The sequence below is a fragment of the Herbaspirillum sp. GW103 genome (assembly GCF_000261365.1).
Lineage (GTDB): Bacteria > Pseudomonadota > Gammaproteobacteria > Burkholderiales > Burkholderiaceae_D > Herbaspirillum.
In genome coordinates, this window is sequence record NZ_AJVC01000006.1 from 881,700 (window position 1) to 894,898 (window position 13,199).

13 protein-coding genes and 1 pseudogene are annotated in these 13,199 nt (G+C 57.9%); 3 read left to right on the forward strand and 11 right to left on the reverse strand.

What is annotated here, in order from left to right:
• Positions 1 to 53: 53 nt before the first annotated feature.
• From GWL_RS22595 to rfaH, 8 genes are all read right to left on the reverse strand, one after another.
• Complete coding sequence (locus GWL_RS22595) at positions 54 to 1,328, reverse strand: ABC transporter ATP-binding protein (RefSeq protein ID WP_008334888.1); 1,275 nt, start codon at positions 1,326 to 1,328, stop codon at positions 54 to 56.
• A gap of 1 nt (position 1,329) precedes the next feature.
• Positions 1,330 to 2,181 carry an ABC transporter permease gene (locus GWL_RS22600; RefSeq protein WP_034351648.1) on the reverse strand — a complete coding sequence of 284 codons (852 nt, stop codon included), beginning with the start codon at positions 2,179 to 2,181 and terminating at the stop codon, positions 1,330 to 1,332.
• Positions 2,182 to 2,183: 2 nt separating this feature from the next.
• Positions 2,184 to 3,287 carry a DegT/DnrJ/EryC1/StrS aminotransferase family protein gene (locus GWL_RS22605; protein ID WP_202799761.1) on the reverse strand — a complete coding sequence of 368 codons (1,104 nt, stop codon included), beginning with the start codon at positions 3,285 to 3,287 and terminating at the stop codon, positions 2,184 to 2,186.
• Positions 3,280 to 3,648 carry an FdtA/QdtA family cupin domain-containing protein gene (locus GWL_RS22610; protein WP_034351650.1) on the reverse strand — a complete coding sequence of 123 codons (369 nt, stop codon included), beginning with the start codon at positions 3,646 to 3,648 and terminating at the stop codon, positions 3,280 to 3,282. Before GWL_RS22610 ends, GWL_RS22605 begins: the two co-directional genes overlap by 8 nt.
• A 3-nt stretch (positions 3,649 to 3,651) precedes the next feature.
• The gene (gmd, locus tag GWL_RS22615) at positions 3,652 to 4,749 is read right to left on the reverse strand and encodes a GDP-mannose 4,6-dehydratase (protein ID WP_008334899.1); all 1,098 of its coding nucleotides are present in this window, start codon (positions 4,747 to 4,749) and stop codon (positions 3,652 to 3,654) included.
• 16 nt (positions 4,750 to 4,765) lie between these two features.
• Entirely contained in the window at positions 4,766 to 5,743 is a 978-nt protein-coding gene (locus GWL_RS22620; protein ID WP_008334900.1) for a GDP-L-fucose synthase, read from the reverse strand.
• Between the two features lie 51 nt (positions 5,744 to 5,794).
• Positions 5,795 to 6,139 (reverse strand): MarR family EPS-associated transcriptional regulator, encoded by a 345-nt coding sequence (locus GWL_RS22625; RefSeq protein WP_034351651.1) that lies wholly within the window; start codon positions 6,137 to 6,139, stop codon positions 5,795 to 5,797.
• Positions 6,140 to 6,299: 160 nt separating this feature from the next.
• Complete coding sequence (gene rfaH / locus GWL_RS24150; protein WP_202799762.1) at positions 6,300 to 6,818, reverse strand: transcription/translation regulatory transformer protein RfaH; 519 nt, start codon at positions 6,816 to 6,818, stop codon at positions 6,300 to 6,302.
• 230 nt (positions 6,819 to 7,048) lie between these two features.
• Between rfaH and GWL_RS22635 the strand changes: the two genes are divergently transcribed.
• Genes GWL_RS22635 through waaC form a run of 3 tightly spaced genes read left to right on the forward strand, consistent with a single transcriptional unit; the run spans position 7,049 to position 10,554 of the window.
• Positions 7,049 to 8,158 carry a glycosyltransferase family 4 protein gene (locus GWL_RS22635; RefSeq protein ID WP_034351653.1) on the forward strand — a complete coding sequence of 370 codons (1,110 nt, stop codon included), beginning with the start codon at positions 7,049 to 7,051 and terminating at the stop codon, positions 8,156 to 8,158.
• Between the two features lie 22 nt (positions 8,159 to 8,180).
• Positions 8,181 to 9,557, forward strand: coding sequence for a phosphomannomutase/phosphoglucomutase (locus tag GWL_RS22640; protein WP_008334909.1), 1,377 nt, complete (start codon positions 8,181 to 8,183; stop codon positions 9,555 to 9,557).
• A gap of 58 nt (positions 9,558 to 9,615) precedes the next feature.
• Positions 9,616 to 10,554, forward strand: coding sequence for a lipopolysaccharide heptosyltransferase I (gene waaC, locus GWL_RS22645; RefSeq protein ID WP_008334910.1), 939 nt, complete (start codon positions 9,616 to 9,618; stop codon positions 10,552 to 10,554).
• Here the strand turns inward: waaC and GWL_RS23190 are convergent.
• The 3 genes and pseudogenes from GWL_RS23190 to GWL_RS22660 all read right to left on the reverse strand — a co-directional run.
• A pseudogene (locus GWL_RS23190) lies at positions 10,513 to 11,586 on the reverse strand (3-deoxy-D-manno-octulosonic acid transferase); the annotation flags it as partial. The gene waaC and the pseudogene GWL_RS23190 sit on opposite strands and share 42 nt — an antisense overlap.
• Before the next feature lies 1 nt (position 11,587).
• Positions 11,588 to 12,457 (reverse strand): Kdo hydroxylase family protein, encoded by an 870-nt coding sequence (locus GWL_RS22655; RefSeq protein ID WP_008334911.1) that lies wholly within the window; start codon positions 12,455 to 12,457, stop codon positions 11,588 to 11,590.
• A 166-nt stretch (positions 12,458 to 12,623) separates the two neighbouring features.
• A partial coding sequence (locus GWL_RS22660) for a glycosyltransferase family 9 protein (RefSeq protein ID WP_034351657.1) occupies positions 12,624 to 13,199 on the reverse strand: 576 nt, incomplete at its 5' end.

The window sequence follows — 13,199 nt, forward strand, 5'->3', positions numbered from 1 at the left end:
CTCAGCAAGCGGGGACGGGCGGGCGTCATTCGTTCATCCGGAGATTTCATTGTCTATGCGGCCTCGACGGAGGAAGTGATCCATTTTCCGGGGGAAATAACAAGACCAGGGCGTTCACGACGATAGCTCTTGGAAGTCGTATTGATCGACCATTCTTCGATGTCGAATGAAAGTACATGCTCCATATTCTGGATCAATTTTTCGGGCGTACCGAGCGATGTCGACGCTGAGTAGGAGCCAGCCTTCAGCGTCATTCCGGGTATTCGATACGTCGCCAGATAGAGGCCTTCCTCGCGCAAGGGCAGAACGTCGTCGTCGTCCGTGTCAAAGGAATGCAGGACATCGACCATGTTTCGCGACAGCGTTACGGTGAGTTGCAGTCCGGCAGCTGCCTGCTTGACACGATAGGTGACCTCAATGACGATCTCGTCGGCGATGTCGAAGGAGTTGCTGTTTTCGCCGCGTGCATTACGTATATTCACCGACAGGATAGAACTGGGTTTTCGCTCGTCATCTGCGAATTGCACCCCGGTTTCCTGATCGTTAAGAGTCAGACGGGAGTATTGCTCGATCACCTGCGGCACTGCGCCCTGCATAAGCAATTGGCCCTTATGCAGCAGAGCTGCGCTTGTGCACAGTTCGCTGATGGCCCCCATGTTGTGACTAACGAACAGGATCGTGCGTCCGTCATTGGCGACCGATTCCATCTTGCCCATACATTTTTTTTGGAAGCCAGCATCACCGACTGCCAATACTTCATCAACGATCAATATGTCCGACTCCAGATGAGCAGCGACCGAAAAAGCCAGACGCACATACATACCGGAAGAGTAGCGTTTCACCGGCGTGTCCAGGAAGCGCTCGACTTCAGCGAAATCGACGATGGCGTCAAACTTGCTGCGGATCTCTGCCTTGCTCATTCCAAGAATTGCTCCATTGAGGAAGATATTCTCGCGACCGGTTAATTCAGGGTGGAAGCCAGTTCCGACTTCGAGCAAGCTCGCTACTCTCCCGTTCAGGGTCACTCTGCCGCGGGTCGGCTCGGTGATACGCGAAAGGATCTTCAGGAGAGTCGACTTTCCCGCGCCATTTCGACCGATGATCCCAATTCGTTCACCCTGGGGTATTTCCAGTGACACGTTGCTCAGTGCCCAGAATTCCTCGCTCTCCGCATCTGCTCCATGTCCTCCACCAAGTGGATGGCGAAGTCCTCGAATCAGCTTTCGAGCGCCGCCAGCGATGACGTCACGCAGGGCTACATATTTTTCCGCAGTTTCGTGTTGCAACACGTATCTTTTGCTGAGGTTTTCGATCTTGATCGCTGGCATGTCAGATGACGTCCGCAAAGGTTTTTTCAGTTTTGCGGAAATACATGATCCCGCTGAAGAGCAGTACGCTAATGAAGAGTACTGAAGTGAGGAAGCCGGGCCAGTAGATTTGGGCCGAACCGCCGATGACTGCCCAGCGGAAGCCATCGATTACCGCGACCATGGGGTTGAGCGAATAGAGCAGTCGCCATTTCTCGGGCACTATTTCGCTGCTGAATCCTACGGGAGAAACATATAACCCGAACTGCACCACGAAGGGCACTATGTAGCGGAAATCCCTAAATTTGGTGTTGAGCGCAGCGAACCACAAACCTGCTCCCAAGGAAGTAGCCAATGCCAGCAGGATGAACACCGGTAGTGTGAGCATGCGCCAGTCAGGATAGATGCCATACCAGAGCATCACCGCTAGCAGTAAAACGAAGGTAATGGCAAAGTCCACCAAGCTGACTACGATAGCGCTGGCCGGAACTATCAGGCGTGGGAAGTAAACTTTTGAAATCATCCCTGCATTGCTAAGCAAGGAATTGCTACTATCAGAGAGCGCATTGGCAAAGAATTGCCAAGGGAGGAGTGCCGAAAAAACTAACACGGGGTAAGGGACTCCGTGGGATGGAAGGTTGGCCAGCGTGCCGAAAATGACCGTGAATACCAGCATGGTCAATAATGGACGGATCAGACCCCAAGCAACTCCGATGACGGTTTGCTTGTAGCGCACAAGGATGTCGCGCCATGCCAGGAAGGTAAGAAGTTCCCGGAAGCGCCAAAGGTCGCGCCAATAGTGCGCATCGGCGCGTCCTGCTTCGATGGTCAGGCTTTCTGCCTCGCTAATTTGGGGAGTGCGTGGTGCTGTCATCGTCAGGCTTTGAAGCGTTGAACTACATCGCATACGTATTTGATCTCATCATGGGTATGACCCACGGAAATAGGTAGGCTTAACTCGGTTGCGTGCTGTTCATCAGCAATGGGGTATTCCCCGAAGAGAAGACCTTGCATTGCTTGCTGATGGTGCGGTGGGATTGGATAGTGCACTTCGGTTTTGACTCCGTTTTCCAGCAGGTGCTGGCGTAGTGCGTCGCGTTGAGCATGACGTACCCCATAGATGTGGTAGACATCATATTCCGCATCCCGTTGTAGCGGCTTGGAAAGCCACTGTGGTAGTTCATGATGATAAATCTCCGCAAGCCCCCTCTTATGCTGCGTCATCTGGTCGAGATGGCGCAGTTTGACGCGCAGGAGGGCTGCCTGAAGCTCATCCAGGCGGGAGTTGACGCCGACATAGCGATTGACGTACTTCTGCTTCGAGCCATAGTTGCGCAGATGTCGCAGGCGCTCAGCCAGATCGTCGTCGTCCGTGATGACGGCACCAGCATCGCCGATCGCTCCCAGATTTTTGGTCGGATAGAAGCTGAAGCAACCGCTGTCTCCAAAGGTGCCGGTCATTCGACCGTTGTACCTCGCGCCATGCGACTGCGCGCAGTCCTCGACCAGCTTTAGTCCATGTGAATTGGCGAAGGCTGAAATCTCATCCATCCTGCAGCTCTTGCCAAACATGTGGGTCACGCAGATGGCACGGGTGCGTGAGCTCATGGCAGCAGCGAGATGGTCCGGGTCCATATTAAAAGTCTCCAATTCCGGTTCGACCAGAACCGGACGGTGACCAGCGCGCAAGATGGCGAGGATAGTCGCGATGTAGGTGTTGGAGGCGACCAGGATTTCACTTTGAGCGGGGAGGTCCAGGGCTTCAATGGAGAGAATCAGCGCATCCAGACCGTTGGCTACGCCGATGCAGTGACGCGCGCCGGTATAGCTGGCAAATTCCGCTTCGAAGGCTGCAACTTCCTGGCCCAGCACGTACCAGCCCGAACGGATGACACGTGTTGCGGCTGCTTCCAGTTCAGCCATGAAGGTCGTATTCGACTTGGCGAGGCTTTCGTATTCGATCAATGGCGACTTATTCATAGGGGGTGTCGATATATTCGCTTCGGTCGTAACTATGGGAGGACATCACAAGTAACATCGATCCCGGGCCGAAGGTCATGGTGTGCCAAGCTTCTGGCTCGACCACCAGGCACTGGCTGGGTTTGTTCAGTACGATGGTTTCGCTTTCCTTCCCATCATTCATGTAGATGGAAACGGTTCCGCTGATAGCGACCAGTCCTTGTCGCGTGTAGCGATGACGGTGGCCGCCACGGGTTTGGCCGTCCGCACCATAGATCCAGTAGGTTCGTACCACCGGGAATGGGAGGGCATTTTCCATTACCGTAAGCGAACCCCTGGGCTCGCTGTAGGTAGGGAGGTCAATGACGGTGAATCGCGACATAACTCACTCTTTGTAATCCATGGCCCGGTAGCCATGTTTTTTGATCAGTTCGTCACGCTGTGCTGACTTGAGATCCTCGCGCACCATTTCGCTGACCAGGTCGGCGAAGGAGGTTGAGGGCGTCCAGCCGAGCTTTTCTTTGGCCTTGGTTGGATCCCCCAGCAGCGTCTCGACTTCGGTCGGGCGGAAGTAGCGTGGGTCGACCGCGACGCGACAGACACCCTTTTCGTCATAACCCCTCTCGTTGACATCGCTGCCTTCCCAGCGCAGCTTCATGCCAAGCTCTGCGGCGGCGGCATTGACGAAATCACGAACACTGTATTGCTCGCCGGTAGCGATGACGAAGTCCTCTGGCTTCTCCTGTTGAAGCATCAGCCATTGCATTTCGACGTAATCGCGCGCGTGACCCCAGTCGCGTTTGGCGTCCATATTGCCGAGGAAAAGGCATTCCTGAAGTCCCAGCTTGATGCGTGCGAGCGCGCGCGTGATCTTGCGTGTGACAAATGTCTCGCCGCGACGAGGAGATTCGTGGTTGAACAAGATGCCGTTGCAGGCATAGATGCCGTAGGCCTCCCGATAGTTGACCACGATCCAGTAGCCGTAAAGCTTTGCCACAGCATACGGGCTGCGCGGGTAGAAGGGAGTGGTTTCCTTTTGAGGGATCTCCTGGACCAGACCGTACAACTCAGAGGTGCTGGCCTGGTAGAACCGCGTCTTCTTTTCCAGTCCCAGGATGCGGATGGCCTCGAGCAATCGCAGCACGCCCAGGCCGTCGGAGTTGGCCGTGTACTCGGGCTCCTCGAAACTGACGGCCACATGGCTTTGCGCCGCCAGGTTGTAGATTTCGTCCGGCTGCGTCTGTTGAATGATGCGGATCAGCGAAGACGAGTCGGTCATGTCGCCGTGATGCAGGAAGAAGCGGACGCCTGATTCATGGCGATCACGATATAGATGATCGATGCGATCCGTATTGAATAGGCTGGTACGACGCTTGATGCCGTGCACAATATAGCCTTTTTCCAACAGCAGTTCGGCTAGGTATGCGCCGTCCTGGCCAGTAATGCCTGTGATGAGGGCAACTTTAGGTTGTTGTGTGGTCATGGTGGATGGTTTCCTGTTACTTATGCACGGAGCTGGATTGCAAAAAATCTTGATAGGCCATTTTCAACCCGTCCTCCAAACTGACACGGGCCTTCCAGCCCAGAGATTGCAGACGCGAGCTGTCCATAAGCTTGCGCATTGTTCCATCGGGTTTGGTTGGATCGAAGCTCATGTTGCCTTCATACCCGACCACGTGCCGGATCAATCTGGCAAGTTCTCCAATGGTGACGTCGTCACCGAAGCCCACGTTGATGTGACTGAGCATCGGCCGGGTTTGCTCGTTATAGGTTGCCTGCGGCAGTTTCATGACGTGCAGGCAGGCTCGAGCCATGTCGTCCACATAGAGGAACTCGCGCCTTGGCGTGCCACTGCCCCAGATCGTGACATTTGGAACGCCTTGTTCCTTGGCCTCATGGAAGCGCCGTATCAAGGCCGGAATGACATGTGAATTCTCACCGTGGTAGTTGTCTCCAGGCCCGTACAGATTGGTAGGCATCACACTGCGGTAGTCGATTCCATGGGATGCGCCAAACTGACGGTTATAGCTCTCGCAGAGCTTGATGCCGGCGATCTTTGCCAGTGCGTAAGGCTCATTGGTTGGCTCCAGCACGCCCGTGAGCAGGGCATCTTCCTTCATCGGCTGCTCGGCCATCTTCGGATAGATACAGCTCGATCCCAGGAAGAGCAGTTTCTTCACTCCGTTTCTGAATGCCGCGTCGATAATGTTGGCTTCTATCATCAAGTTGTCATAGATGAAGTCTGCGGGATACGTATTGTTGGCGTGTATTCCGCCCACCTTCGCAGCCGCGAGGTACACCTGGTCCGGCTTTTCTTCTTCGAAGAAGGCGCGCACGGCAGCCTGTTCAGTTAGATTCAGTTCACTGTGCTGACGAGTGATGATCTGTTGTTGTCCTTCTTGCTGCAACATCCGAACGATGGCTGAACCAACCATGCCACGGTGGCCGGCGACATATATTTTGCTGGGCAAACTCATTTCTCTTCTTCTAGATTAAGCAGGAGGGGGGCGGTGGTCGTGCCGCCGGAGTCAGCACTGATCGTCAGAGAGCTCGGCTTTGAGCTGATCAATCTCCGCTTTCAACGCCTCGTACTCACCGACCTTGCGCTTGAGGAATGCGGCCGTCAGCTGCGACTTCTCAGTTATTCCAGACGGCGTGAGGAGGTAGACGTAGCCTAACTTGTGCTTGCTGTTGCTAAAATTCTGGACTTTCACCAAGCCCTTTTCGATCAGCGCGCGAAAACAGAAATTGATACTTCCCAAGCTAATATTTAACTCGCGCGCCAACGACCGCTGGCTCACTCCTGGCTTTTCCTGAAGTCTACGTAACACTTGGAACTGGAGGTCTTCCTGAAATTCCGGACGATGTGTCATGGAGAGGTATTTGATAGTGTAGGGCGCCGGACACGCTACCGCCCTACTGTTCAACGTTCAGCAAGCGCGGGTCGGTGCAGGGGTGTTCATGCGGCGAACGGATTGTGCCATACGTCGTTGATTTCAGGCAGCATTTTTTGCTCTCTCGTGGTATTGCAGCCTATTGGCATTTGCGCAGGTCTGCCGGCGATATGCTCAGTTGGACTTCCCTGTGCAGAATTTCGATAAGGATCATTGCTCTTCGGACGCCATCGGCCATTTTGTAAACGGCTTCGAGACCACTGAATGGGCCAGTGGTTACTATAACTTTCTCCCCGGGAACAAACAGTGGCACAGGTTCAGGGGCCCTGTTCTCAAATGAGCGCAACCATTCAATGAGGCGTGGAGTCACCTCTACTGGTGTTGGTCCGAACGATACGAGTCGGCTCACTCCTCGTGTAGAGCGAATTGGTGCAAGGCCGCGTCCTGCGGTCTTGTCGTTAATTTGCAGGAAGAGATAGCGTGGAAAGAGTGGCTCAGCGGTTGCGTCAATGGCGCGCTTGCGAAGCTTCTCTCTTTTGAGCATCGGCAGCAGGCAAACGTAGCCTTGACGCTCTAGATTTTCTAAAGCCACCTTCTCTTGCCGCGGTTTTGTATGGATAAGGTACCAGGGCATCGGCGCAACCCAATAAATGGGCATTCATTTTAAACCAAACATTTCTTTCCATTTCATCCTGTTGGGTGAGAAAATTTGTTGTTTGCGTACTCTTATTGCTTCGTGGTAAATGCGTTTAACCTCTCGCCGTCATGCGACAATGCGGTTCTTGGCCTTCCATAACATGCTCAAGAGTATGTGAATTTCGTTGCTCGTTAGAATGCTCATTCAAACAGCGAACTATCCCTAGGTAGCTCCCACAGGTAGCTCGATACATGTCTTCTTTTTTGATCAGTTTTGTTATTTCCGCCATTTTTACCCTGTTGGTAATTCGTCATGCTCACCTTCATGAGGCGGGGTTGGATGTTGACTTAGACGGCATCCAGAAAGTGCATGTTCATGCAGTACCTCGTATCGGTGGGTTGTGCATTTTCGCTGCCGTGGCTGTCAATTGCTGTATTTCTGCCTTTCGGACCAAGGAGTTGGCGCTTCAGATTGGCATGTTACTGCTTTGTTCTTCAGTGGCGTTCGCAGGGGGGCTTGTCGAGGACTTCACCCGCAAAGTTAGTCCAATCCGTCGTTTGGGGCTGACCTTCATCGCTGCATGGATGGGCTTCGTGCTCATGGACGCTCGCATCAGTCACCTCCATCTCGGGTTCATGACTTGGCATATCACGTCCTTGTGGATTGCGCTGCCTCTGACGATTCTTGCCGTGGCAGGAGTTGCGCATGCCATCAATATCATTGACGGTTTCAATGGCCTCGCTGGAGTTGTGACCATTTGCATGCTCATGTCGCTTGGCTATGTGGCTTTTCAGGTCAATGATACATTTGTGCTGATTGCAGCTTTGGTGGTGGCTGGTGCAGTTGGAGGGTTCTTTATATGGAACTTCCCTGCCGGGATGATTTTCCTTGGCGATGGAGGGGCCTATTTCCTGGGCTTCGTTCTCGGTGAGCTTTCGATCCTGTTGGTCATGCGCAACCCAGACGTCTCTTCTTGGTACGCGTTGCTGCTGCTGATCTATCCAGTATTTGAAACGTTATTTTCGGTCTATCGTCGTGTGTTCGTGCGAGGCACGCCCGCTGGGATGCCTGACGGCATCCACTTGCACAGCCTTATCTTCCGTCGCTTGGTACGTTGGGCGGTGGGGCGCGAAGATGCTCGTGCATTAATCAGAGGCAATTCGATGACTTCACCGTACCTGTGGCTACTTTCGTCCTTGGCGGTGGTGCCTGCGACGTTGTTCTGGCGCAATACCTGGCTACTGATGGCTTGCACATTGGTCTTCATCATTGCGTATCTTTGGCTGTATTCCCGCATTGTTCGGTTCAGGTCTCCACGCTGGATGATGATGAAAAGAAGAAAAACGGTTCTCCGAGATTGATCACTACTCCCACATTGCCACTATGAACGCTCCCGCACATTCCATATTCAAAGCCTACGACATCCGCGGCATCATCGACAAAACCCTGGATGACCAGGTCGCCTTCCAGATCGGCCAGGCCTTCGGTGCAGCCGCCCTGGCCCGGGGCCAGAAGAAAGTCGTGATCGGTCGTGACGGTCGTCTCTCCGGCCCCTCGCTCTCGGCCGCGCTGGCCAAGGGTCTGCAGGCAGTCGGCGTGGACGTGATCGATCTGGGCATGGTCGCGACCCCCATGGTCTATTTCGGTACCCACGTGCTGGATACGCAGTCGGGCATCATGGTTACCGGCAGCCACAATCCGCCGGACTACAACGGTTTCAAGATGGTGCTGGCTGGTGAGGCCATCCACGGCGAGACCATCCAGGCCCTGTACCACGCCATCGTCAAGGGCGAATTCCCGCAGGGCGCCGGCAGCTACAGCACGCACGACATCAAGGCGACCTACATTGCCCGCATGATTTCGGATGTGAAGCTGGCCCGTCCGCTGAAGATCGCCGTCGACTGCGGCAACGGCGTGGCCGGTGCCTTCGCCGGCGAAATCTACCGCGCCCTGGGGTGTGATGTCACCGAACTGTTCTGCGAAGTCGATGGCAACTTCCCCAACCACCACCCCGATCCGGCCCATCCGGAAAACCTGCAGGATCTGATCCGCTGCCTGCAGGAATCCGACAACGAACTCGGCCTGGCCTTCGATGGCGACGGCGATCGCCTGGGCCTGGTGACCAAGGACGGCCAGATCATCTATCCGGACCGCCAGCTGATGCTCTTCGCTGAAGACGTGCTGACCCGCAACCCGGGCAAGGAAATCCTCTACGACGTCAAGTGCACCCGCCACCTGGCCCCCTGGATCACCGCGCGCGGCGGCCAGCCGCTGATGTGGAAGACCGGCCACTCCCTGGTCAAGGCCAAACTGCGTGAAACCGGGGCCCCGCTGGGCGGCGAGATGAGCGGCCATATCTTCTTCAAGGATCGCTGGTTCGGCTTCGACGACGGCCTCTATGCCGGCGTGCGCATGCTGGAACTGATGGCCCGCCAGAGCGACCCCTCGGCCGTGCTCAATGCCCTGCCGCAATCGGTCAGCACCCCGGAACTGCAACTGAAGCTGCAGGAAGGCGAGAACTTTGCCCTCATCGGCAAGCTGCAAAGCGATGCCAGGTTCGATGGCGCCCAGGACATCATCACCATCGACGGTCTGCGCGTGGAATACCCGGACGGCTTTGGTCTGGCCCGTTCATCCAACACCACGCCGGTGGTGGTGCTGCGCTTCGAGGCCGAGACGCCGGAGGCTCTGGAGCGTATCCAGGGAGAATTCCGCAAGGTCATCCTGGCCGCCCGTCCCGATGTGACACTGCCGTTCTGACCAGCCGATGAGGTAAGATGCTGGCCCACCATTAAAGTCACGCCAACGTGGGTCAGCCTTGAAAATTCTTATCGTCCGTGTCTCCTCGCTGGGAGATGTCGTCCACAACATGCCGATGGTGGCGGACATCCATCGTCATTTCCCCGGTGCCCAGATCGATTGGGTCGTCGAAGAAGGCTACACCAGCCTGGTCGGCCTCAACCGCCATGTGCACCAGATCATCCCCATCGCCCTGCGTCGCTGGCGCAAGACCCTCTTCTCGACAGCGACTCGCGCCGAGATCGGGGCCTTCCGTCGGCAACTGCAGACCGAGCGCTATGACGTCGTCTTCGATACCCAGGGCCTGCTCAAGACCAGCGTGGTGATGCGTATGGCTCGCCTGGCCCCGCAGGGCCGTCGGATCGGCCTGGCCAATGCGACCGAAGGTTCTGGATATGAAGCTCTCTCCCGAATCTTCCACGACCAGAGCATCCCGGTCGGCCTGCGTACCCATGCCGTCACGCGTGCCAGGCTGGTGGCGGCGGGCGCGCTGGGCTATCGGCTGGAGGGGCTGCCCGACTTTGCCCTGCAGCCGCCGGACCCGGCGCGATGGGCCTGGATGCCGGAGCAGCCATATGTCGTGTTCCTGCATGGTACCGCCCGTGCCGCCAAGCAATGGCCGCAGGACCGCTGGATCGCGCTGGGGCAGGCGCTGGCCGGGCGCGGCTTGCCGGTTCTGCTGCCCTGGGGCAATGCCCGGGAGCAGGAGGCCGCCCGCCAGCTGGCCGCCGATATCCCCGGCGCGATCGTGCTGCCTGCACTGCCAATGATGCAAGCCGTGGCCCTGGTGCAGCAGGCGCGCCTGGTGATCGGCCTCGATACCGGACTGACTCATATCGCTGCCGCCTACGGCAAGCCCACAGTCGAGCTCTACTGTGACTCGCCGCGCTGGAAGACCGAGGGCAACTGGTCCCCGGCTATAGGTATGCACACCAATGAGGACCGGCCTGCCCAGTGACAGCGCCTCAATCAGGTTCTGTCCACCCAGCGGGAGGAGACTGCCGCCGATGAAGGCCACATCACACAAGGCGTAATAGGCGAACATTTCACCCATCGAGTCTCCCAGCACGACATCAACCTGACTCCAATCGTTGTGCTGCTCCAGCTCGGCGCGCCGACGCAGCCGCAAGCCATGCGCCAGAATCATTCCGGCCACCTCATCAAAGCGCTGAGGATGGCGCGGAACGATCACCGTCAGCCAGTCGGTCTGCCCCAGCTTGGCGAGCGCATCCAGAATCAAGGCTTCCTCGTCCTCACGGGTACTGGCGCACAGCAATACCTTGCGCCCGCCGAGCGCCCGCTTCCATGCCAACCCGCGCTCGACCATCTCGACCGGAGGCTGGACATCAAACTTGAGACTGCCGGTCACTTCCACATGGCCTGCACCAAAGGCACGCAAACGTTCGGCATCGGCGGCTGACTGGGCGGCGACCCTGTCGATGGCCTCGGCCGCCGGACGCAGCAACGCGGCAAAGCGCAATCCTCGCCGCAGCGAACGCTCCGACAGCCGGGCATTGGCCAGCATCACCGGCACGTGATGGCGGCGACACTGTTCGATCAGATTGGGCCAGACCTCGGTTTCCATCAGCACGCACACGACCGGACGGAAGTGGCGCAGGAAACGCGCGCACATCCACCCCGTGTCGTAGGGCAGGAAACTCTGCACCACGCGCGCCCCGTGCTTGCCATAGAGCTGAGCCCCCGCGGCGCGGCCGGTGGCCGTCATGCAGGTCAGCAGAATGGAGTGTTGCGGATAGCGCTGCAGCAGGGCATCGATGAGCGGTTCGGCGGCACGGGTCTCCCCGACCGAGACAGCGTGTACCCAGATGAACCGAGCCTGCGGATCAGACAGGCGCGCATCGTGCGAATAAAAACCCAGGCGTTGCGCCACATGCGCCCGGTAACCGGGCTCCTTGCGGCCGCGCCGCCACAGGCGCAGCAGCACCAGAGGCAGCACCAGCCACCAGACGAGGGAATACAGCAGCCGCATCTCAGACCAGAGGATGGCCGACCAGGCGCGTCAGGATGGCCAGCGGACTGGATCGCGGGTCGTATTGCTGTTCCGGTGCCAGGTGCAGGGTCTGCTCCATCATGTACTGGCCCGACATCACCGCGTGCGAGGCCTGGTCCGAGAAACAGATCCAGACTGAGCCCGCGGCAAAGGGCATGGTGACCTGCTGGGCGTCCTGCTGGTACTGCATGTCGCTCTTCATGCCGTCATGCAGTTGCAGCATGAGGTGATCGTATTGGCTACGCAAGGACTTGGTCACGTGCAGCGCCTTGAGCACACTGGCCTGCCAGCGCACGTAAGGCTTGGCGCGTGGCAGAAAGCGCCGGGCCACCGTCTCGAAGGGCTCGCCGACGCGCCAGACGCGCGGCACGCCATCGGGGTTCACATTGGTGAAGACGCGCAGGATACGTTCACCGTAATTGGGACGCGAGGGAAAGGCGTCCACGTGCATGCGGCGGTCATCGGCACGCCAGGACTGGGCGCGTGTCTCCACCTGCATCGGACGATAGCTGGTCGGTGCAATGCGCAAGGCATCACGGTACTTGGGCAGCAGCGTGTGCACCAGCGACAGCGCCTGCTCGCGGAAGCGCCCGATCATCGCCGCCAGCGCCAGCTGCTGCTCGGCTCCACCGGCAGCCCCCTTGATGTGCCCCCGCGCGTCAAGGCTGATGTTGCGCGACTTGGGGGCGCGCACGGCCGGATCCAGCAGCTTGCGCTCGGATTCCATGAGCTGGAAAGCCAGCTGCGGGAAATACAGCACCTTCCCGGCTTCCAGTGCAGTGATCCAGTCCTCATTGGGATGCTCGACCTGCCATTCGGTCAGGCCAATCTCGATAATTTGCGATTCCATGGCGCGTATTATGCCCGCAAGCGCCCTGCCCGTGTGGCCGACAGCTTGGCCCTGGCACGTCTGGAAGGCAGGCCAGATGCGGCTTGTCACGCAAAATTGATGCTTTGCGCGGAGCGTTTGATCTGTTTCAACACATGCCCAAGTGACTCCCAAGGGGCGATAAAACTCAGGACAACAGCTCCAGCGCGGTGCGCAACACGTCTTCTTCACGTGGAGACGCCCCCAGATCACCCAGGTTGACGATAGCCGGGGACCAGTTGCCCTCGGTCTTCCAGCGCGGCGAGTCACAGTAGAGCTCGACTGTGGGCTTGCCGTAGGCGGCAGCGATATGAGTCAGTCCGGTATCGAGGCCGATCACCAGGCGCGCCTGCTGCACCAGGGCCACGGCTTGCATCATTGGCAGTGCAGGCAGCACGATCGCGCCGGGGATATCGGCGGCCAGCTGGCGGGCGGCCTCCTGCTCCCGGGCATTGCCCCAGGGCAGCAGAACCGGCAAGCCGCGCCCGGCCAGCGCCTGCCCCAGCGCGATCCAGCGGTCCTGCGGCCATTGCTTGGCGGCACGGGCGGTACCATGCAGGAACACGACATATGGCTGCTCCGGCATCCAGGCCCATCGCGCCGGGTCCGGCGGCTGCAGGGCAAAGTCGGGCAGCCCCCCCAGCCGATAGCCCAGCGCGCCCGCCGCCACCAGCCTGGCACGCGTGACGGCATGGGTACGCAGGCCGACCGGGATGCTCTGGTC